This is a genomic window from Paenibacillus sp. LX16, from assembly GCF_036252815.1.
Taxonomy (GTDB): domain Bacteria; phylum Bacillota; class Bacilli; order Paenibacillales; family Paenibacillaceae; genus Paenibacillus; species Paenibacillus polymyxa_B.
Genome location: NZ_CP141152.1, coordinates 858,076 through 878,725 on the forward strand (window position 1 = coordinate 858,076; position 20,650 = coordinate 878,725).

A 20,650-nucleotide genomic window follows, 5' to 3' on the forward strand; every position below is an offset into this window, starting at 1 on the left:
TAGCAAATTCATGTTTGGTGGCGATAGCGGAGGGGTTCCACACGTACCCATCCCGAACACGACCGTTAAGCCCTCCAGCGCCGATGGTACTTGGACCGCAGGGTCCTGGGAGAGTAGGACGTCGCCAAGCAACAAGTAAAAAAGACCATGATCTTTTGAAGATCATGGTCTTTTTTTGCGTTAAAAGGCAGTGGGATTTTATTTAAATTGAGCTTGTTATAAGTTCAACTGGATAAGTGGATATTAACTAGTAAATAAGAAGACGTTTTTAAAATAATTTAGTACCAGGTATTAGTATCTGGTGTTATAATGTGAATAAGGATTACAAATAAAGGAGAGTGATCAGATTGTTGAATTCAAAAGCTAAGCTTACGGCCTTTGGTACTTATGTACCTGAACGGATTTTGACGAACGCTGACTTGGAGAAGCTTGTGGACACGAGTAACGAGTGGATTGTACAGAGAACGGGTATGCATGAAAGACGCATTGCGGCTGAAGATCAATATGTATCTGATTTATGTATACAAGCTATTACACGTATGATTAACCTGTATGACGTAAATATAAACGATGTTGACATGATCATTGTAGCGACGAGTACACCTGATTACTACTTTCCAAGTACGGCTTCACGTATTCAGGCTTATTTTGATATTCCAAACACGGGGTCAATGGATGTTAGTGCAGCATGTGCAGGTTTTTCCTATGGACTTCATTTGGCAAATGGCCTTATTACAAGTGGTCTGCATCGTAAGGTGCTAGTAGTGGGAGCCGAAACGTTGTCCAAAATTACAGATTATACGGATCGGACGACGTGTATACTTTTTGGAGATGGTGCAGGAGTTGCACTTGTTGAATATGACGAGGATGAAGGATCATTTTTAACTTCAGATATAGGTACTTATGGGCATGGAGGAGCACATCTTTACCGTGTGGGATTATCTGATCATTTGGATGGAGAGAAGCTGCAAGACCATGGTTTTATTGCGCAGAATGGGCGTGAGGTTTATAAATGGGCTGTTCGCTCTGTTCCAACGGGAATCGAACGATTATTGGATAAGGCAAATATGAAGAAGGAGGATCTTGACTGGTTTGTACCTCATAGTGCTAATTTGAGAATGATCGAGTCCATATGTGAAAGAAGTACAGTACCTTTGGAAAAAACGCTGACCAGCGTAGAATTGTACGGGAATACATCGGCGGCATCCATCCCGTTGGCTTTGCAGTGTGGTTTGGATGATGGACGTTTACGGTATGGACAACATGTGTTGTTATATGGATTTGGGGGAGGCCTCACCTATGCGGGCCTGCTATTAAAATGGAGTGTGCCTGATTTGTAAGTTATCCTAACCCATGTAGAAGCAATAGCACTAGTATGTATGATCATGTTAATAAGAGCCGTTGGCATTAGAATTTATCGTAAGATGGCAGGATGGTATAATTAACACTATGAGAGAAAGGAGCGTAACATGAAGGTATTGGTATTGGCAGAAAAACCGTCCGTGGCCCGAGAGATTGCACGTGTGATGGGTAGCCGCGAGAAGCATAAAAGTTATATAGAAGGGCCCCAGTACGTGGTGACGTGGGCACTGGGACATTTGGTCGGCTTAGCAGAGCCTGAGGATTACGATTCTAAGTATACGACCTGGAATTTGGAGGACCTGCCTATTCTTCCGAAGAGTTCAAAGTTAAAGGTGCTGCGCGAAAGTAATCATCAGTTCAAAGCTGTGCAGCAGCTCATGAAGCGGCAGGACATTGGAGAGCTTATCGTGGCAACAGATGCTGCTCGCGAAGGAGAATTGTTGGCACGCTGGATCATCCAAATGGCAAACTGGAAAAAGCCCTTCCGGCGCTTATGGATCTCTTCGCAGACGGACAAGGCGATTAAAGCAGGTTTCGCAAAGCTGTTGCCTGGTCAGCAGTTTGATCGTTTATATGAATCGGCTCGCTGTAGAGCTGAAGCAGACTGGATGATTGGTCTCAATGTAACTCGCGCGTTGACTTGTCGTTATAACGCCCAACTTTCGGCTGGAAGAGTGCAAACACCAACGCTGGGGATGATTATGGAGCGTGAGAAAGAAATTACCGAATTCCGTTCTCAGGAATATGATACTTTGACGGCGGATTTTGGCGATTTTCAGGCAAATTGGCGGCCAGAAAGCGGGGATTCACGCATGTTTGACCGCACTCAAGCAGAGGCTTCGCGCCGTAGACTTGAGGGAGCCAAAGGCACAGTTGCCAGTGTTAAAAAGAGCGAAAAGAACGAGCCTCACCCGCTAGCGTATGATTTAACGGAACTACAAAGAGATGCTAATCAGCGCTATGGCTTTTCGGCTAAACAGACGTCTAATCTGCTTCAGCGTCTGTATGAGCAGCATAAGCTGGTGACCTATCCACGTACAGACAGCCGTTATCTGACATCCGATATGGTGGACACACTTAAGGAAAGGCTCAGTAGTGTAGCAGTAGGTCCGTATGCTTCCTTGGCACGGCCGTTATTGCGTAACAACCTACCAATCACAAAGCGAATTGTGGATGACAGTAAAGTCACGGATCATCATGCGATTATTCCTACTGAGCAGACATTATTGCTTAATCAGTTGAGCCCAGAGGAACGTAAGCTGTATGATCTGATTGCACGACGGTTTATCAGTCTATTCTATCCACCTGCACGTTATGATGCTGTAGCCGTATCAGTTACGGTGGAGCAGGAGACGTTTCAGGTAAAAGGCACAACAGTAAAAGATAGCGGATGGCGTGCTGTATATGACGCGAACCATTATGATATGGATGATGAAGAAGCAGAGGATCGGGAAAACAATGGACGGGGCGTTATTTTACCTGAGCTGCAAAAAGGAGATTCCGTCCGGTTACAGCGTTGTCTTGTACGAGCTGGGCGAACGATGCCGCCGAAGCGGTATACAGAAGCAGCCCTGCTCGCTCAGATGGAAAAACATGGACTGGGTACTCCTGCTACCCGTGCCGATCTGATTGAGAAGCTTGTCAGCTCGGATACGATTGAGCGTCAGGGGAACGTGATGCATCCAACCGGGAAAGGTAAACAATTGATTGAACTGGCAGCTCCACAGCTTCGAACGCCCGAATTGACGGCACGTTGGGAAGCGGAGCTGGAACGGATTGCTCGTGGTCAAGGACAACCGGAACCGTTTTTGAATTCTATTCGTGCTATGGCAAAAGAGCTGGTTTCCACTGTGAAAAATAGCAGTGCGGAGTACAAGCCCCATAATGTGACGAATAGTCATTGCCCAGATTGTGGTACAAAGCTGTTGGAGAAGAAGGGCAAGAAAGGCAAGTTCCTTGTATGTCCAAGTGCGGATTGCGGATACCGTCGTTCAGGAGAAAAACGTTTGTCTAATCGACGTTGCCCGCAGTGTCATAAGAAAATGGAAATGAAAGAAGGCAAAGCAGGATTGTATGTAAGATGCCTGCCCTGCGGCATTACCGAGACGTTGGATAAGGACAAGCAACGGGTAAACAAACGGGAACAGCAAAAGCTAGTAAGACAATTTGAAAAGCAGGAATCTTTTGGCTCCAGTTTGGGTGATTTGTTAAAAGCAGCGATGGAACAAAAGCAGGGCAAATAACGGATGACCAAAAGTGCTGCAGTCAACATAATCAGCAGGTATACGTCGGTATAAAAACGATCACTCCTTGGCATGGTAAGCCGAGGAGGTGAGTATTTATGCCCAAACATAAACCGCTTAAAATCAATAATCAGCAAAATAAATCAAGCATACTGGAGGAGGAAATTGCTGCTCATCCAGAGAAGCAAGCGAAATATCCTCCAAGCTTGAATGGGATTCCCAAACAGCAGTCTTGATGCTGCGTGGGAGGGACAACGAATTACTGTATAGAACCAAGACGATTGGATATCAGATGAAGTAGTTACTAATGCTAGACCTGTCTCGCAAAAAAGAAGCAGCAGTTACGGTGGTCAACCGTCACTGCTGCTTCTTTTTCATAATAAGGATGATGTATTTATTTGATTTGGGATGACTACTTTTAGTATTCATTAAAGAAGGATTGAATTTGGTTTACATCGTGCGTTTGGGTCAAAGCAAGCATGAGCAAAATTCTTGCTTTTTGTGGATTAAGCGAATCGGTTGATACAAAGTTTGAAGCTGCGTCTTTTGTTGACGGGGACACTACTCCACTTCCCACTCGGCTGGAGCGGGCAATGATCACTCCTTTTTTACCTGCGGCCTCTGCGCCTTCTGAGGAGGTCTTGGACAAGGAACCATTACCGGAACCAGCTACGACAATACCCTTGGCACCAGCTGCTACGGCTGCATCATACAGATAGCGACCATTGTTTTGATATTCGTATAAAATATCTACTTGTGGCAGTTGAGTCAGGTTAGAGATGTCGAATACAGAAGAAGTCGTATGCTTGTGTGTGGATTTGTTGTAGTAGTACACTTGATCGCCCACAACAGCTCCAAGGTATCCCTGCTCCACAGACTTGAACGTATCGACTGCTGTTGTGTTCGTTTTGGTGATGTATCTTGCTGCACCGATACGGTCGTTCAGCAGGACGAGTACGCCCTGACCTTTAGAGGCGGAAGCCCCGGCGACTTTCACTGCATTATAAAGGTTGAAGGGACCATCGGCACTGATGGCAGTAGCTGGGCGCATAGAGCCAACGACAACCACAGGCTTATCGCTTTTGATAACAAGATTGAGGAAATAAGCTGTTTCTTCTAATGTATCTGTACCATGTGTAATGACAATGCCATCTACATCGTCTTTGGCAAGCAGTTCATTGGTGCGTTTGGCAAGTTTTAAGAGGATCTCATTATTAACGTCGGGGCTACCTACATTAACAACTTGCTCACCACTGACATTTGCAATACTTTTCATCTCAGGAACGGCATTGATCAAGGTTTCCACACCCAACGCGCCTGCTTTGTAGCCGGTTGTATCCGTGTTGACGGCAGATGATCCTGCAATGGTCCCTCCAGTGGCAAGTATTTTAATATTGGGTAAATGATTGGTTTGAGGATTTTCGGATTTGTCCGACATTGTAGTGGTAGAAGTAGGGGCAGTTGTACTGGTTGTAGCTGCTGCCGCAGCGTTGGTGGTAAATCCACCACTCCATAAGGTACTTCCGAGAATAAAGCTAGCCAACAGGGGAATCATCGTCATTTTTTTCATGTTAGTCATATAAAGCTCCTCTCCAATCTTAAACCTAATATTAATGATAGATTAACTGACAAATATTTTGTCGAATTACGTTAATATCACGAATTATAGGGTGTAAAATTGTTTTTAGTCAACACTTATGTTAGGAAATATGACTTTAGAACTTATTTATTATAAATGTAATCGATTTCAAAAAAATATTTGCAAAACAACAAGCAGATTTCTCATAAGGAGTCTGCTTGCTGTTATTGTGGAAGCTAAACAACAGAGTTTACCCTGTAATCAATTCACATAAAAGGCTGCAAGGTTAAGTTGATACTTTACGTTAATAACGCAGCTATACAGCTTAATGCAGATTCCTTGATCAAGGATTTTTGGAATGCTGTTTTGTCGGCAAGCTGGCGCTGGGAGTTCCTTTTCCCCGTTTACGGTTGCGTTCTGCCTTTTTTGCATTTTCTCGCAGCTTTTCAACGTATTCATGGGTGCTTTCCATCGCAGTCCCTCCTTTAAACAAAATAGATGCACTCAGGGATTGCCTTCATGCCACCTTACTATTTCCGCAAAAGTGCTATCCAAGTCAGAGTAGGCGTTGTTTCTGTAAAAGGGGTGGGGTTATAATGAGGGAGAGAGCGCTATATAAGGCCTAATGCCTGAACTTGATACGGTGTGCAAAAGGAGGAGAGACATTGCAGACAGGCTTGTTGGTGTGGCTGCTGTTTATCAATGCAGTAGGCTATCTGGTAATGTCGGAAGATAAAAAGAGAGCACGTAAACACCGTGATCGTGTACCTGAACGGACATTGTTCTTGCTGGCCCTGATCGGGGGAGCGTTGGGTGTGCTCATTGCGATGTATCGCAAACGCCATAAAACACGGCATATGAGCTTCAGACTAGGTATTCCTGCGTTGCTATTCATCAACGCATTGCTGTTTGGTTATTTTTTACGGTAAGGCTGGGGGTTTAGGTTCTCATAGGGAAGTTTAATGATGAGTGAAAAGACTATTTCAGCCATCCGGTGACATGGAATGAACAACCACAGGAATACATATTTCAGGCTTTGAATCAATAAACTGAATTAGGAAGAGGTGCATATTATGATATTTTCAAAAGTATTGCTTGCTTATGACGGTTCGGATGCATCCAACAAGGCTTTGTTAAAGGCTGCTGAATTGGTCAAGGCATCACCGTCCTCGAAGCTTGAGGTGGTAACGGCATTCGATTTTCCTCGGATCTTTATGGGCGAAGGTTTGGCTCCAATTCCGGCTTCAATAAATAAAGAATATTACGATTTGGCCGAACAAACTACGGATGAAGTTAAAAAACGACTTGCTGAGCAGGGTGTAGATGCCAAGGTGGAACTGATTCAAGGTTCTCCAGCCGAAGTCATTTTGGATTATGCCAATGAGAATGGCTTCGATGCGATTGTGATCGGCAGCCGCGGCTTGGGCGGTATTCGTGAATTTGTATTAGGTAGTGTGAGTCACAATGTGGTGCAGCATGCGCGCATTCCTGTGCTGGTCGTAAAATAACTGAATAAAAAAGTAAAAGTCGGTTTACTGCCTGTATAGGGAGTGCCGACTTTTATTTTTTTTCAGTGGGATGCGTTGCGCTCGCTGTTATCAGGGGAGGGGAGCGTTAGCTAAATATAATACAATAGTCCTGACCTGTGGGTATATAAGGGTACTGATTTCACTAAACACGAACATTCTATTGTATGATTATTCTAATGTTCGTTTTCAAGTTGACATAAGGTGTAGGGAATTGTTAAACTAGGAAGTGTATTGTCGATAAAAAATGAACTTAAGGTGCAATTTAATAAGGTACACGTGTTTGAGCCGAAACAAACCACGATCATACTTGTAAAGAATATCGATTGGGATGGAATAGGCACAATGCTAACTCGTATAATGCCGGGGATATGGCCCGGAAGTTTCTACCTGGAAACCTTAAATTTCCGGACTACGGGAGACATACGGCTAAAGCCGCATTGGATGCGGTGGAAGAGGCTTGCTTTTGGCATGCCTTTAAGAGGCTCTGTCGTTTGTTTTTTCGTAGTCCGGTGTCTTGAAAATAACGTTATTTTCGAGTGCCGGATTTTTGGCGCTTATTGATAAACAGGGAGTGAAGGACATGTCAGTGCAGGTCGCTGTCATTATGGGCAGCACATCAGACTGGGACACCATGCAGCATGCATGTGCTGTGCTGGACGAGCTTGAAATCGGATATGAGAAAAAAGTAGTTTCAGCCCATCGTACACCGGATTTAATGTTTCGTTTTGCCGAAGAGGCCGCTGGGCGTGGACTAAAGGTCATTATTGCTGGAGCGGGTGGGGCTGCGCATCTGCCAGGAATGGTGGCTGCGAAGACAGCATTGCCGGTCATTGGTGTGCCTGTTCAGTCGAAGGCTCTGAACGGTCTGGACTCCCTGCTCTCCATTGTGCAGATGCCGGGTGGTATTCCGGTTGCCACTGTGGCAATTGGTAAGGCAGGCGCTACAAATGCAGGGCTGCTGGCAGCACAAATATTAGGCGCTTTTGACGAAAAGATAAGCCAACGGGTTTTGGCAAGACGCGACCGTATTCGTGATGAGGTGCTGGAAGGCAGTGACTCGCTATGAATGGGGCAAGTGAACCCGCAGGCCGTATCCGACCTCCTGGTACAACGATTGGACTTTTAGGAGGCGGGCAATTAGGAAGAATGCTTGTGCTGGCCGGAACCAATCTAGGATATCGCTTTGTGACACTGGACCCTGTACCGGATAGCCCCTGTGGACAGGTATCTGAACAAATCCGCGCTGCCTATGATGATGAGCATGCGGCCAGAGAGCTGGCTGAGCGGTGCGATGTGATCACGTATGAGTTTGAAAATGTGGACGCAGGTGTGGCTGCACTTTTGGAACAGGAATCCAGTGTGCCGCAAGGCAGCAGTCTTTTGTACACAACACAGCACCGTCTGAGAGAAAAGCGTTCTATTGAAGCTGCGGGTGTTCCTGTCGCTCCGTATCGTGAAATCAGTAGTCTTGCTGATATGGTTCAAGCGGTAGCTGAACTGGGTGTACCGTGTGTGCTCAAGACAGCAGTCGGTGGTTATGATGGCAAGGGACAAGTGGTCATTCGCCAACCGGAGCAAGCCACGGCTGCTTACGAACAACTGGCAGGAGGCGGTGCGGAACTGGTATTGGAACAGTTCATTCGTTTTCGCTGCGAAATCTCGGTGATTGTAGCTCGCAGCACGAACGGTGAAGCCGAAGCCTTTCCACCTGCGGAAAACATTCACGTGAACAATATTTTGCACACGTCGATTGTGCCTGCGCGTGTGCCAGAACCAGTCCAGGAGGAAGCACGCAAGTTGGCGCTGGCTGTGGCAGAGTCGCTGGGTGCGGTGGGACTGCTCGCTGTGGAGATGTTTGTCACCGAAGACGGACAATTGTACGTTAATGAGTTAGCACCACGACCGCATAACTCCGGTCATTACACGATGGAGGGATGCGCGACTTCGCAATTCGAGCAGCACATACGTGCGATTTGCGGTTTACCCTTGGGCAGCACGAAGCTGCTGACTTCCGTCGTGATGGTTAATGTGCTAGGTGAGCATTTGGAGGACGTGGTTCGGCGGTTTGCGCAATCGGATGTTGAAGCTGAAAGATTGGATGTTGTACCCAAGCTGCATTTGTATGGAAAAAGTGAAGCCAAGCCAGGCCGAAAGATGGGACATATTAATCTATTGTGCCAGGATGCGGAACAAGCGCTGGAATGGATTGAACAAACCAATATTTGGGGGAATAAATAGTCATGATCGAACGCTATAGCAGACCGGAAATGAGAGCGATTTGGACGGAAGAAAATAAATTTAAAGCGTGGCTGGAAGTAGAACTGTGTGCCTGTGAAGCTTGGGCGGAATTAGGGGTTATTCCAAAAGAGGATACCGTGGCTCTACGTAAGAATGCAAGTTTTGATATTGAACGGATCTATGAAATTGAGCAGGAGACAAGACATGATGTCATTGCTTTTACCCGCACGGTGTCCGAAAGTCTTGGAGACGAGCGCAAATGGGTACATTATGGTTTGACCTCCACAGACGTAGTTGATACGGCACTGGGCTACCTGTTAAAACAGGCGAATGAAATCCTGGAACGTGATATTTTGAATTTTATTGAAATTTTGAAGGAAAAGGCATTGGCTTACAAGCATACACCGATGATGGGACGTACACATGGAGTGCATGCCGAGCCGACCACATTCGGACTGAAGATGGGATTGTGGTACGAGGAAATGAAGCGCAATCTGGAACGCTTTCGTTTTGCGGCTGATCAAGTCCAATACGGTAAAATGTCCGGTGCAGTTGGGACATATGCCAACATTGACCCGGCTGTAGAAGAATTTGTATGCCGCAAGCTGGGCACCAAGCCTGCACCGATTTCTACACAGACGCTTCAGCGCGACCGTCATGCCGAATACATGGCAACATTAGCATTGATCGCCACATCGTTGGACAAATTTGCTACAGAAGTCCGTGCTCTGCAAAAGAGTGAATTCCGTGAGGTGGAGGAAGCCTTTGCCAAGGGTCAAAAAGGATCTTCCGCGATGCCGCATAAACGCAATCCGATCGGAAGTGAAAACATCTCCGGTCTGGCACGCGTGATTCGTGGGCATATGGTATCGGCGTATGAGAACGTAACTCTGTGGCATGAACGCGATATCTCACATTCTTCTGTAGAACGTATTATCCTGCCGGATGCAACAATGCTGTTGAACTACATGCTGAACCGTTTTGGCAATATCGTAAAAAATCTGACGGTCTTCCCTGAAAATATGAAGCGTAATATGGCCCGTACGTACGGTGTACCGTTCTCCGGTCGTATTATGACGAAGCTGATCGACAAAGGCTTTAGTCGTGAAAAAGCTTACGATACTGTGCAGCCGCGTGCTATGCAGGCGTGGGAAGAGCAACGCCAATTCCGCGAAATCGTCGAGGCGACCCCGGAAATTACTGCCGTGCTCAGCGCAGACGAAATCGAGGATGCGTTTAACCCAGCCTGGCATCTGAAGAACGTGGATACGATCTTCAAAAAGCTGGGATTAGGGGAGTAGGAGGGAAGGTTGCTGCGTGGTGAGGCCGCTGCGCGAACGGATCATTCTTCCGATTGCTGTTGCCCCTGGATTCCTGGATGGAATAAACCCGTAGAGGTTGGAATCCAGAGGCAAAGGCAAGCGCTAACGCTTCTCCAGAAAGATTCCGTCCGCTCCGCTGCTTCCAGCACCACCCTTCATGTGGGAGCAGGAAAAGGGGAGGTGCGGCACATAAGATGCCGCCCTCCCCAAGGGCGATGGAAAAGCGTGTTCCACTGCTTTTCTATCGCAGGCCACGTTCTCGTGAGGGCTGCCGAATTGCGTAGCAAACAGCCCGCTGCCCTCCCGAGAACGCGCAGGCTCAAGAAGCGAAGCCTTGAACCACCGTATCCGTGCGCAGCGTAACACATGCGCACAACTGGGCGAAGCCCAATGCTCGCTGCACGGCATGCCGTGCTACGGCCACGGGCCGAATGGTATTGCGGCGACATGCACGTAAAAACGTTATTTTGTACCGGCGTAAAAGCGTTGCTGGATGAAAGGTTGTGCGAACAAGCCTTCATCCAGCGAAACGCGCTCACACCTCTCTAGCCATAATAAACGCCCTCATCCCGCTCACCAGCCAACCCTTGCGGGAGTCCCGAGGGCAGCAGCCCTGGGGGTCCTCCCTGAGGGGAGGATTTAGGAGGGGCAAAGGTTGATTTAGGAGGGGCAAACTTCTTTGAAAGAGGTGTAATGAAATGTCATTGTCTACTGCCGAAGGTCTGATCCATGCGCCGCTCTTGTACAAAGGCAAGGTGCGTGAACTGTATGATCTCGGAGAGCATTTTCTGATTGTCGTGACGGACCGAATTTCGGCTTTTGATTATGTGTTAGAGCCGCCCGTGCCCGAAAAGGGGAATGTGCTGAATAAGCTCAGCGCTTTCTGGTTTGAGCAGACAAAAGACTTATTGGAAAACCATGTCGTGCATACCGATGTGAACAAGCTCGGGCATGTGATCGACGAACAGAATAAAGAGTTGCTGAAAGACCGGATCATGGTCACGCTGAAGGCTGAACGCATCGACATTGAGTGTGTGGTGCGCGGATATATTACCGGAGGCGGCTGGCGTCAGTATGAGCAGAACGGTGAGGTGAACGGCATTCCATTGCCAGAGGGGCTGCGTAAAAATGAGCGCTTTCCCAAGCCTTTATTTACACCGGCTGCAAAAAATGATGTTGGACACGACGAGGACATTTCCCTTCACCAAATGAAAGAACTGGTCGGGGTTGAACTAACAGGTGAGCTTGAGGAAAAGAGCTTGGCGTTGTACGAATTTGCACGTGCTTTTTGCGAGAAGCGGGGGATTATTTTAGCCGATTGCAAGTTTGAGTTTGGTCTTGTTAACGGTAAGGTGATTCTGATTGACGAGATTTTCACGCCAGATTCATCCCGTTTTTGGGCCCAGGAAAAGTATGAGCTGGATGTTGAGATTGACAGCATGGACAAGGAGCCGGTACGAAGCTATTTGGCATCATCTGGTTGGGACAAGAATAGCAAGCCCGATCCATTGCCTGCTGAGGTCGTAGAAGAAACAACTGCAAGATATACGGATATTTGGCGGCGTCTGACGGCACAGTAAATAGTAATCATAATTCAACCAATAGGATTCACTCATTCGGAGGAGGAACTGAAGGAACATGATGAAAGCAACAGTCTATGTCACGATTAAGCAAAGCGTTTTGGACCCGCAGGGGGTTGCGGTGCAAGGCGCACTGCATTCTATGGGTTTCGGAGAAGTGGACAGCGTCAGAATTGGTAAGTATATGGAATTGAATCTGGATACAACAGACCGCGAGAGTGCTGAAAAGCGCATCATTGAGATGTGCGAAAAGCTGTTGGCCAACACGGTCATTGAAGACTACCGCTACGAACTGGAGGGCTGATTCCATGAAATTTGCAGTTCTGGTTTTTCCGGGCTCCAACTGTGATATTGACTGCTATAAGGCGGTAGAGGACACGGTCGGTGAACCTGTCGATTATGTTTGGCATACTGCGACGGATCTGTCGTCTTATGATTGTATTCTTGTTCCAGGAGGCTTCTCCTACGGGGATTACCTGCGTTGCGGCGCGATTTCCCGGTTTGCTCCCGTGATGAAGGAAGTTGCCAAAGCGGCTGCCGAGGGCAAATATATTTTAGGGATTTGCAACGGATTTCAAATTCTGACTGAAGCCGGGTTGTTGCCAGGGGCTTTACGCCGTAATCTGTCGATGAAATTCCTATGCCGGGATACGGTGTTGCAGGTTGCGAATAACCAAACACCTTTTACAAGAGATTATGCTGCTGGTGAAGAGATCATTATTCCGATCGCCCACGGTGAAGGCAACTATTACTGTGATGATGAGACGCTGGCTCGTTTGCAGGCGAACAATCAGATTGTATTTAAGTATAAAGATAATCCTAATGGTTCCATGACGGATATTGCAGGGATTTGTAATGAGCAAGGTAATGTGCTGGGCATGATGCCCCACCCGGAACGCGCGGTGGACGCATTGCTTGGGACAGATGACGGCAAACGTATGTTTACATCTATTTTGAACGCTTGGAGGGATCGACATGGCGCAGCAAGTGTCCGCTAAGGAACCGACGGCAGAGCAGGTTGCCGAACATAAACTGTATCAGCAGATGGGTGTATCGGACAGTGAATATGCGTTGATCTGTGAATTCATGGGACGTCAGCCAAATTATACGGAGATTGGCGTATTCAGTGTCATGTGGTCAGAGCATTGTGCTTACAAAAACTCCAAGCCGTTGCTGCGTCGTTTTCCAACGAGCGGTCCGCGAGTTCTGATGGGACCCGGTGAGGGCGCAGGCATTGTAGATATTGGTGACAACCAAGCGGTTGTATTTAAAATCGAAAGCCATAACCATCCGTCAGCTGTGGAGCCTTTTCAAGGGGCAGCGACTGGGGTAGGCGGTATCATCCGTGATATTTTCTCCATGGGTGCAAGACCTGTCGCGGTGTTGAACTCTCTGCGTTTTGGCAAGCTGGAGAGTGACCGTGTGAAATATTTGTTTGAGCATGTGGTATCTGGTATTGCGGGATACGGAAACTGTATCGGTATTCCGACTGTAGGTGGCGAGGTTGTATTTGATGAAAGCTACGAAGGTAATCCGCTCGTCAATGCAATGTGTGTCGGACTGATTGACCATGATAAAATCCAGCGTGGTGTTGCTAAAGGGGTCGGTAACCCGGTGTTCTATGTGGGCCCGCCGACAGGTCGTGATGGGATTCATGGAGCGACATTCGCATCGGTTGAGCTGACAGAGGAATCTGAAGCGAACCGGACTGCGGTTCAAGTAGGCGATCCTTTTATGGAGAAGCTGGTTATGGAATCCTGTCTGGAATTGATCGACAGCGGTATTGTGCTGGGTATTCAGGATATGGGTGCCGCGGGACTTACCTGCTCCAGCGCGGAGATGGCGAGTAAGGCTGGCAACGGTCTGGAGCTGTATCTGGATCAGGTACCGCAGCGTGAAGAGGGCATGACACCTTATGAAATGATGCTGTCCGAATCACAGGAACGGATGCTGTTCGTAGTAGAGCCTAAGGATGAAGCACAGGCACTGGAAATTTTCGAGCGTTGGGGTGTCATTTGTGCCAAGGTTGGTAAAGTGACGGATGACGGTCGCTTGCGTTTGTTCCATCACAATGAAGTGGTCGGGGATATGCCAGTGACGGCGCTGGTCGACGAGTGTCCGATTTATGACAAGCCTTCCGAAGTCCCTGCTTATTATGAGCAAAATGCTGCTATTGACACACTTCGTTATGCAGAAGTGACGGATTTGAACGGTGCGCTGAAAAAGGTGCTGTCATCACCAAGTGTAGCCAGTAAGAAATGGGTATACGAGCAGTATGACTACATGGTTCGCACGAGTACAGCCGTTCGTCCGGGATCGGATGCAGCTGTAGTGACCGTACACGGAACTCGTAAGGGACTCGCCATGACGACTGATTGTAACGGACGTTATGTATACCTTGATCCAGAGGTAGGCGGACGGATTGCAGTCAGCGAAGCAGCGCGTAACATTGTATGCTCCGGCGGCGAGCCGTTGGCAATTACGGATAACCTGAACTTCGGTAACCCTGAAAAGCCGGATATTTTCTGGCAAATGGAAAAAGCCGTGGATGGTATGGCAGAAGCTTGCCGTATACTGGATACACCTGTCATCGGGGGCAATGTCAGCTTGTACAATGAAAATGCTAAAGGCTCCATCTATCCGACGCCTGTTGTCGGTATGGTAGGTTTGGTACATGATACAGATCATATTACGACACAAGGCTTCAAAGCCGAAGGCGATGTAATTTTCCTAGTGGGGGAAACAAAGGCCGAGCTGGGAGGCAGTGAGTTCCAAGCTGTCGTACACGGTGTATCCGAGGGACGCCCGCCTGAGCTGGATTTGAACGTAGAGAAAAAACTGCTGACTGCGGTACTGGGAGCGATTCAGGGCGGATTGGTACAATCTGCGCATGATTTGGCAGAGGGCGGATTGGCTGTAGCGCTTGCGGAATCCGGGATTAGCGGCGGATTGGGAGCACAGGTCAACGTAGAAACGAGTTTGCGTCCTGACCATGCTTTGTTTAGCGAAAGCCAATCCCGTATTTTGTTATCTGCATCGCCGGATAAAGCGTCTGCTCTGGAAGCACATCTGCGTGGTTTGGAAGTGCCAGTTACTGTATTAGGAAAAGTTGAAGGATCACAATTGACAGTTGAGGTGAACGGACAACCCGCTTTGAACGAGGCAGTCGCTAGTTTGAAGCAAATCTGGGAGGATGTCATTCCATGTCTGATGAAATAACAGCACGGACGTTGTGGACTGGAGATTATTATAATGAAGGCTCTGGTAAAGAGGGGCTGTTTGATAAATTAAAAGAGGAATGCGGCGTATTCGGTGTGTATAGACACTCCGATGCCGCTTCCCTAGCCTATTACGGATTGCATGCACTCCAGCATCGCGGGGAGGAAAGTGCAGGCATCTGTGTGAGCAGTGGCGACGAGTTCCATTATCATCGTGGAATGGGGCTTGTAAAAGAAGTATTCAATAAAGATTTGATGGCTTCGCTGACAGGCGATATTGCCATAGGACATGTGCGCTACTCGACAAGTGGAGACAGTAAGCTAACGAATGCACAGCCTTTAGTGTTCAAGTATCGTGATGGCGATCTAGCGGTAGCTACGAACGGGAATATTGTAAATGCTTTGCAAATTCGGCATGAGCTGGAGCAAGGCGGGTCTATTTTTCAAACGACCAGCGATACCGAAGTAGTTGCGCATTTGATCGCAAGGTCGTCCAAGGATTTGGTGGAGGCCGCGAAAGATGCATTGAAGCGTATTGTCGGTGGATTTGCTTTTCTCATTATGACCAACGATAAACTGCTGGTTGCTTCTGATCCCAACGGCTTGCGCCCGTTGACGATGGGCAGATTAGGTGATGCATACTTGTTTGCATCCGAGTCCTGTGCTTTGGAAACGATTGGCGCAGAGCTGCTGCGCGATATCGAGCCGGGTGAGCTGTTGGTGTTGGACAAAAATGGACTGCATGAAGATCGTTACACGGAAGAAAAGCACCGTAAAGCGCTATGTGCAATGGAATATATTTATTTTGCCCGGCCTGACAGTGACTTGAATGGTTCTAATCTTCATGCTGCACGCAAAAGAATGGGCAGCCAGATGGCGCTGGAAGCTTTTGTTGATGCAGATTTGGTTACCGGTGTACCGGACTCCAGTATTTCGGCTGCGATTGGTTATGCAGAGCAGACAGGTATTCCTTATGAGCTGGGTATGATTAAAAATAAATACACTGGACGTACCTTCATTCAGCCGAGTCAGGAGCTACGCGAGCAGGGTGTGAAAATGAAGCTGAGCGCTGTACGACGTGTTGTTGAAGGTAAACGAGTCATTATGATCGACGATTCTATCGTCCGGGGCACTACTTCCCGCCGAATCGTGAATATGCTGCGTGATGCGGGCGCGTTGGAGGTACATGTACGTATTACCTCGCCGCCTTTCAAAAACCCGTGCTTCTATGGTATTGATACGCCGGATCGCCGGGAGCTGATCGCTTCGTCCAAAACCGTCGAGGAAATACGTGAGGAAATTAACGCCGATTCGCTCTACTTTATGAGCGCCGAGGGTTTGATTGCCGCTGTAGGCGGATATAACGAACAAGATTACAAAGGCGGCTTGTGCCTAGCCTGTTTCGATAATGATTACCCAACTCAGGTAGATTTCAAAGGTGAAGAAAAGTCCGGATGTAGTTGTTGAGAAAAGGGAACAAAAGAGGCACAGTGGTGCATGGCAGGAATGGGGATGGCGTTTCTGAGGGGACCACTCCGCGTGTGGAAGGTTCTTCCGATCGCTGTTGCCGCGGGATTCCTGGATTGAAATAAAACCCCTTACAGGGTTGGAATCCAGCGGTAAAGGCGAACGCTTTCGCTTCTCCAGAATCCTTCCACCTGCTGCGTTTCTCAGGTGTGCATCATTTTCAGCAGTGCCTGTACCTCTTTGGTTCCCACCGGGAAGAGGATAGGTAAGGTCGTTAAAAACTCATGGCATAACTATTTTATGCCATGAGTTTTTAACGGAGCGGTGATTCATAAAAAGTCACCCTGCTCTTATAAGGTTGAGCAAGCGAAGCGAAGCTCAAAAGCAGGCAAGGCGAAGCTGCCTGCTTCAAAGGGCAAAGAAGTGAGCCGCTCGTAAGCGCCGCTCACTTCTTTGCCCGGCACGTCCCCGCCTTTGCGAAGCAAACAGCCCGGGACGTGCCCGCCGCCGTGAAGGCGGCAACGCACCAAAGCGTGTCCTTGTCATTTGCGGGAATGGCCCGCAAAAATGACAATGGAAAACACGCGACTCACAGCACGAACCACCACCAAGCAGCACCCAACCTTACACATCTGACCGACTCTTGAGGGGTCCAGGGGGAGCAGCCCCATGGAATCCTCCCTGTTAGGGAGGACTTAGGAGGGTCAATCATTTGAAGGAGTGTTCATGAATGTCCGAAGCATACAAAAACGCAGGGGTAGATATCGCTGCCGGTAATGAAGCAGTAGAACGGATGAAAAAGCACGTTAAACGTACCTTCCGTCCCGAAGTGCTGACGGACTTGGGCGGATTCGGTGCGTTGTTTGGCCTGAATAAGGATAAGTACGAGGAGCCTGTACTCGTTTCCGGTACCGATGGTGTCGGCACGAAGCTGAAGCTTGCTTTCGCAATGGATCGTCATGACACCATTGGTATTGACGCGGTTGCGATGTGTGTAAACGACATTATCGTCGGGGGCGCGGAGCCACTCTTTTTTCTGGATTACCTCGCTTGTGACAAGGTTGTACCCGAGAAAATTGAAGCTATAGTCGCTGGAATCGCAGAGGGTTGCCATCAATCGGGCTGTGCGCTGGTCGGCGGTGAAACCGCAGAAATGCCAGGGATGTACAGCGAGGGTGAATATGATATTGCCGGATTCACGGTAGGGATTGTAGATAAAAGCAAAATCATCAACGGTAGCTCCATTGCTCCCGGAGATACAGTGATCGGACTGGCCTCCAGCGGAGTTCACAGTAATGGCTTCTCACTGGTGCGCAAGCTGTTATTGGAACAGCAGGGCTATGATTTGCATGAAGAAATCGAAGGCTTGAACGGCAAACTGGGCGATGTACTGCTGGAGCCGACGAAAATTTACGTGAAATCCGTTTTGGCATTGCTGGACAAGGTAAAAGTAAAAGGTATGGCGCATATCACAGGTGGCGGTTTTATTGAAAATATCCCTAGAGTGTTACCGGATCACGTCAATGTGGATATAGAATACGGCACTTGGCCGATTTTGCCAATCTTCCAGCTCATGCAGGAAAAAGGCGCAATCTCCAACAAAGACATGTTCACAACCTTTAATATGGGAATTGGGATGGTAATCGTTGTAGGCGAAGAGCATGCACAGACTGCACTGGAAGTTCTGAAGGAACAGGGCGAAGCCGCATATGTGATCGGAAAAGTAACGGAAGGCAGTTCTATCGTGACCTTTACGGGAGCCGAGGTGTAATGAACGAGTACCGAATTGCTGTTTTTGCATCAGGCGAAGGGACGAATTTTCAGTCATTGGTGGATGCGGCTGCGCGTGGAGAACTGGGCGGCGCCTCGGTAGAACTGCTCATCTGTGACAAGCCTGCAGCTCCTGCCGTAGCTAGAGCACAGAAAGCCGGAATTGCGTGCCATACTTTTCGACCCAAGGAATATCCTTCTCGAGAAGACTATGAGCGTGAACTGGTGACTTTACTGGAGCAGAAATCGATTGATCTCATCGTGTTAGCTGGCTACATGCGTTTGCTATCCAGCGTCATGGTCGATGCCTACGCAGGAAAAATCATTAATATTCATCCGTCACTACTTCCGGCATTTCCAGGGAAAGATGCTGTTGGACAGGCATTGACCTATGGGGTCAAGGTAAGTGGCGTCACCGTTCATTTTGTGGACGGGGGCATGGATACGGGGGCCATTATTGCCCAGCGTGTCGTGCAAGTTGATGACCATGATACAGCGGAATCCTTATCCGCAGCCATTCAATCCGTGGAACGTCAGCTATATCCAGAGGTAGTTGGCAAATTGGCCCAGGGTAAAATCCAATTAAATGGTCGCAAAGTGATTTCACTTCTCTAAGAATGATTGTAATTTGTCATATCATTGTCATATCAAGGATGCTGTACAGGCATTTTCCGATATTTCTCGGGAAATAAAATGATAAAAGAGAATTTTGCAAAATTCTGAAAGAGCTAAAGGAGGAGACAGGGTGAGTATTAAAAGAGCGCTCGTCAGCGTATCGGATAAGCGGGGGATCGTGGAATTTTGCCGCGAGTTGTCCAAATTGGGTGTGGAGATCGTTTCGACAGGGGGAACGAGCAGCTTGTTGTCGAAGGAGGGCATTCCCGTCATCGGCATTTCAGAGGTAACGGGTTTTCCTGAAATTATGGATGGACGTGTTAAAACACTCCACCCTGCGGTACACAGCGGCTTGCTGGCTGTTCGGGATAATGAAGAGCATCAGCGTCAGATGAAAGAACTTGGATTGGGTTATATTGATCTGGTCGTTGTGAATCTGTATCCTTTTGCGGAAACGATTGCCAAACCCGGTGTAACTTATGAGGACGCGATTGAAAATATCGACATCGGCGGTCCAACGATGCTTCGTTCTGCGGCAAAAAATCATGCTTTTGTCAGTGTGGTAGTCGATGCTGATGACTATAGCACAGTGTTGGAGGAAATCCGTAAGGATGGCGATACGGAGCTGAATACCCGTAAGCGTTTGGCCGCAAAAGTTTTCCGTCATACGGCGTCATACGACGCTTTGATATCCGATTATTTGTCGAATGTGACAGGCGAGCCGTTGCCTGAGCGATACACTGTAACCTATGAAAAAATTCAGGATTTGCGTTATGGCGAAAATCCGCATCAGCAGGCGGCATTTTACCGTGAGCCATTGGCGGCAAAGGGTACACTGACAACAGCGAAACAACTTCACGGCAAAGAGCTGTCTTACAATAACATCAATGATGCTAATGCCGCTTTGCAAATTGTCAAAGAATTCAGCGAACCTACCGTAGTAGCAGTTAAGCATATGAATCCTTGCGGTGTGGGAATTGGCGGAAGTATTTATGAAGCGTACAGCAAGGCGTATGCAGCTGATCCAACCTCGATTTTCGGTGGCATCGTAGCGGCTAACCGGATTATTGATGGTGATACAGCGAATAAGCTGAGTGAGATCTTTTTGGAAATTGTACTGGCACCGGGATTTACGAAAGAAGCATTGGAGATTTTAACGAAAAAGAAAAATATTCGTTTGCTTGATCTGGGTGAGCTTTCCCGGTCTGAACAGGCAGAGAGCCGTTTCGTCGTGACTTCCATTGAAGGTGGTATGGTCGTTCAGCAAAATGACATTCACGCTGTAGACTCGGATGCACTAACAGTTGTAACGGAGCGGGCACCATCCGAGGAAGAACTGAAACAGCTTTTGTTTAGCTGGAAAGTGGTTAAGCATGTGAAATCCAACGCCATCGTACTGGCGGCAGATAATATGACCATTGGCGTAGGCGCAGGACAAATGAACCGTGTCGGTGCGGCCAAGATTGCTATCGAGCAGGCCGGTGACAAAGCAAAAGGTGCCGTACTGGCATCCGATGCATTTTTCCCGATGGGTGATACGTTGGAGTTGGCAGCTAAAGCAGGCATCACAGCAGTTATTCAGCCGGGCGGCTCCATCAAAGACGAAGAGTCCATCAAAGTTGCTAACGAATACGGCATTGCCATGGTCTTTACAGGCGTACGTCATTTCAAGCACTAACTTGTATGAGTTGAGGATGCAGCAGCATTTTCACCTGAACAATCTTAAT

General features: G+C 48.0%; 19 protein-coding genes, 1 rRNA gene and 1 riboswitch. Of the genes, 17 read left to right on the forward strand and 3 right to left on the reverse strand.

The annotated features are described in order from the left end of the window. Window positions 1-13 precede the first annotated feature (13 nt). The 4 genes from rrf to T3H97_RS03860 all read left to right on the forward strand — a co-directional run bounded on the left by rrf (window position 14) and on the right by T3H97_RS03860 (window position 3,841). A 5S ribosomal RNA gene (gene rrf, locus T3H97_RS03845) occupies window positions 14-130 on the forward strand. 217 nt (window positions 131-347) lie between these two features. Beyond that, window positions 348-1,340, forward strand: coding sequence for a ketoacyl-ACP synthase III (locus tag T3H97_RS03850; protein ID WP_328801742.1), 993 nt, complete (start codon window positions 348-350; stop codon window positions 1,338-1,340). A 129-nt stretch (window positions 1,341-1,469) separates the two neighbouring features. After that, a complete protein-coding gene (locus T3H97_RS03855; RefSeq protein WP_328801743.1) occupies window positions 1,470-3,605 on the forward strand; it encodes a DNA topoisomerase III in 2,136 nt (711 codons plus the stop codon). Between the two features lie 98 nt (window positions 3,606-3,703). Then, window positions 3,704-3,841 carry a hypothetical protein gene (locus tag T3H97_RS03860; protein WP_016819760.1) on the forward strand — a complete coding sequence of 46 codons (138 nt, stop codon included), beginning with the start codon at window positions 3,704-3,706 and terminating at the stop codon, window positions 3,839-3,841. A gap of 182 nt (window positions 3,842-4,023) precedes the next feature. Here T3H97_RS03860 and T3H97_RS03865 read toward each other — a convergent pair whose 3' ends face one another. Together T3H97_RS03865 and T3H97_RS03870 are read right to left on the reverse strand one after the other, a co-directional pair. Continuing rightward, entirely contained in the window at window positions 4,024-5,184 is a 1,161-nt protein-coding gene (locus tag T3H97_RS03865) for a type II asparaginase (RefSeq protein WP_328801744.1), read from the reverse strand. A gap of 343 nt (window positions 5,185-5,527) precedes the next feature. Continuing rightward, complete coding sequence (locus T3H97_RS03870; protein WP_013308788.1) at window positions 5,528-5,656, reverse strand: DUF4023 family protein; 129 nt, start codon at window positions 5,654-5,656, stop codon at window positions 5,528-5,530. 193 nt (window positions 5,657-5,849) lie between these two features. Between T3H97_RS03870 and T3H97_RS03875 the strand changes: the two genes are divergently transcribed. The 10 genes from T3H97_RS03875 (at window position 5,850) to purF (ending at window position 16,538) form a co-directional block, all read left to right on the forward strand. Then, entirely contained in the window at window positions 5,850-6,113 is a 264-nt protein-coding gene (locus T3H97_RS03875) for a DUF1294 domain-containing protein (protein ID WP_013308789.1), read from the forward strand. A gap of 144 nt (window positions 6,114-6,257) precedes the next feature. Next, a complete protein-coding gene (locus T3H97_RS03880) occupies window positions 6,258-6,692 on the forward strand; it encodes a universal stress protein (RefSeq protein WP_061832065.1) in 435 nt (144 codons plus the stop codon). A 351-nt stretch (window positions 6,693-7,043) separates the two neighbouring features. Continuing rightward, window positions 7,044-7,145: riboswitch (purine riboswitch) on the forward strand. A gap of 148 nt (window positions 7,146-7,293) precedes the next feature. Next, window positions 7,294-7,779, forward strand: coding sequence for a 5-(carboxyamino)imidazole ribonucleotide mutase (purE, locus tag T3H97_RS03885; protein WP_013308792.1), 486 nt, complete (start codon window positions 7,294-7,296; stop codon window positions 7,777-7,779). Beyond that, window positions 7,776-8,951, forward strand: coding sequence for a 5-(carboxyamino)imidazole ribonucleotide synthase (gene purK / locus T3H97_RS03890; RefSeq protein ID WP_328801745.1), 1,176 nt, complete (start codon window positions 7,776-7,778; stop codon window positions 8,949-8,951). Before purE ends, purK begins: the two co-directional genes overlap by 4 nt. Before the next feature lie 2 nt (window positions 8,952-8,953). Next, complete coding sequence (gene purB, locus T3H97_RS03895) at window positions 8,954-10,252, forward strand: adenylosuccinate lyase (protein WP_013308794.1); 1,299 nt, start codon at window positions 8,954-8,956, stop codon at window positions 10,250-10,252. Between the two features lie 719 nt (window positions 10,253-10,971). Continuing rightward, window positions 10,972-11,853 (forward strand): phosphoribosylaminoimidazolesuccinocarboxamide synthase, encoded by an 882-nt coding sequence (locus tag T3H97_RS03900; protein ID WP_025719826.1) that lies wholly within the window; start codon window positions 10,972-10,974, stop codon window positions 11,851-11,853. A gap of 58 nt (window positions 11,854-11,911) precedes the next feature. Beyond that, a complete protein-coding gene (purS, locus tag T3H97_RS03905) occupies window positions 11,912-12,157 on the forward strand; it encodes a phosphoribosylformylglycinamidine synthase subunit PurS (protein WP_013308797.1) in 246 nt (81 codons plus the stop codon). A gap of 4 nt (window positions 12,158-12,161) precedes the next feature. Then, window positions 12,162-12,851 (forward strand): phosphoribosylformylglycinamidine synthase subunit PurQ, encoded by a 690-nt coding sequence (gene purQ / locus T3H97_RS03910; protein WP_250243204.1) that lies wholly within the window; start codon window positions 12,162-12,164, stop codon window positions 12,849-12,851. Beyond that, entirely contained in the window at window positions 12,829-15,072 is a 2,244-nt protein-coding gene (gene purL / locus T3H97_RS03915; protein WP_328801746.1) for a phosphoribosylformylglycinamidine synthase subunit PurL, read from the forward strand. Before purQ ends, purL begins: the two co-directional genes overlap by 23 nt. Next, window positions 15,057-16,538 (forward strand): amidophosphoribosyltransferase, encoded by a 1,482-nt coding sequence (purF, locus tag T3H97_RS03920; RefSeq protein ID WP_103049928.1) that lies wholly within the window; start codon window positions 15,057-15,059, stop codon window positions 16,536-16,538. Before purL ends, purF begins: the two co-directional genes overlap by 16 nt. A 350-nt stretch (window positions 16,539-16,888) precedes the next feature. Here purF and T3H97_RS03925 read toward each other — a convergent pair whose 3' ends face one another. After that, a complete protein-coding gene (locus tag T3H97_RS03925) occupies window positions 16,889-17,065 on the reverse strand; it encodes a hypothetical protein (protein WP_328801747.1) in 177 nt (58 codons plus the stop codon). 203 nt (window positions 17,066-17,268) lie between these two features. Here T3H97_RS03925 and purM point away from each other — a divergent pair, with 203 nt between their 5' ends. From purM to purH, 3 genes are all read left to right on the forward strand, one after another. After that, complete coding sequence (gene purM, locus T3H97_RS03930; RefSeq protein ID WP_272639891.1) at window positions 17,269-18,309, forward strand: phosphoribosylformylglycinamidine cyclo-ligase; 1,041 nt, start codon at window positions 17,269-17,271, stop codon at window positions 18,307-18,309. Further along, window positions 18,309-18,923: a phosphoribosylglycinamide formyltransferase gene (gene purN / locus T3H97_RS03935; RefSeq protein WP_190298628.1), complete on the forward strand. Its 615-nt coding sequence runs from the start codon at window positions 18,309-18,311 to the stop codon at window positions 18,921-18,923. Before purM ends, purN begins: the two co-directional genes overlap by 1 nt. A gap of 130 nt (window positions 18,924-19,053) precedes the next feature. Beyond that, window positions 19,054-20,601, forward strand: a complete 1,548-nt coding sequence (gene purH / locus T3H97_RS03940) for a bifunctional phosphoribosylaminoimidazolecarboxamide formyltransferase/IMP cyclohydrolase (protein WP_013308804.1) — start codon at window positions 19,054-19,056, stop codon at window positions 20,599-20,601. Window positions 20,602-20,650 lie beyond the last annotated feature (49 nt).